The 899-nt window shown below is 75.6% G+C and carries 1 protein-coding gene; it reads right to left on the reverse strand.

Features of this window, described 5'->3' with window-relative positions; translation table 11 throughout:
* Positions 1-110: 110 nt before the first annotated feature.
* Positions 111-842 carry a class F sortase gene (locus ACFV0G_RS37405; RefSeq protein ID WP_380557687.1) on the reverse strand — a complete coding sequence of 244 codons (732 nt, stop codon included), beginning with the start codon at positions 840-842 and terminating at the stop codon, positions 111-113.
* Positions 843-899: the final 57 nt, after the last annotated feature.

The raw sequence follows: 899 nt of genomic DNA on the forward strand, positions 1-899 counted from the left end.
CCCCGGTCGCCGGGTCGGCCCCCGGGTGGGGCGGGGCCCCGGCGGCACTAACCGGGGGCCCCCCACCCCCGCGCCAGGGGCGTGGTGTGCGGCGCCGGGGACGGCCGGCCTCAGCCCGCGGCGGGCTTCGAGGACTGGAGGTGGGCGAAGACCACGACGTTGTCGGTGTAGTCCTTGCGGGTCTTGTCGTAGGCGCCGCCGCAGGTGATCAGCCGCAGCTCCGGGTCGGCCGCCTGCCCGTAGACCTCCTGGTCGGGGAAGGCGTTCTTGGCGAACGCCTTCACCGCGTCCACGGCGAAGGTCGCCGTGCTGCCGTCGGCGCGGCCGATGTCGACGGTGTTGCCGGGCTTGAGGGAGCTCAGCAGCAGGAAGACGGCCGGCCCGGTCTTGGTGTCGACGTGGCCGACGACGACCGAGGTGCCGTCCTCACCGGGTGCGACGCCGTCCTGGTACCAGCCGACCAGGTTCTTGTCGTCCACCGGCGGGGCGTTGAGCGCGCCGGACTGGTCCAGGGTGAGGCCGGTGAACGGCGCGTCCACCTTGATGGACGGGATGCGCAGCCGGGTGGGAGCCGAGCGGGGCATCGCCGGTGCGGTGGCGGCCGAGGAGGGCACCGGCGCGGGCCTGGCCGTGGCCGGCAGCGGTGCCGCCGCGGCGCTCGTGCTCGGCGCGGCCGCCGCGGCCGGGGGCAGCGGGGCGGCGGTGTGCGCGCCGAGACGAGGGGCTGCGAACATCGCGGTACCGGCGATCATCGCGCCGATGCCCAGGCAGAGCAGGCTGCGCACCCCCTTCGACGACGGCCGGTCGGCACGCGGTGAGGCGGGCGCGGGTTCAGGGGACATCGGACGGCCTTCCATGGGGAACGCAGCTGTTTCGGTAACGGGGCCGGGCCCGGTGCG

The organism is Kitasatospora sp. NPDC059571 (assembly GCF_042735675.1).
GTDB lineage: Bacteria > Actinomycetota > Actinomycetes > Streptomycetales > Streptomycetaceae > Kitasatospora.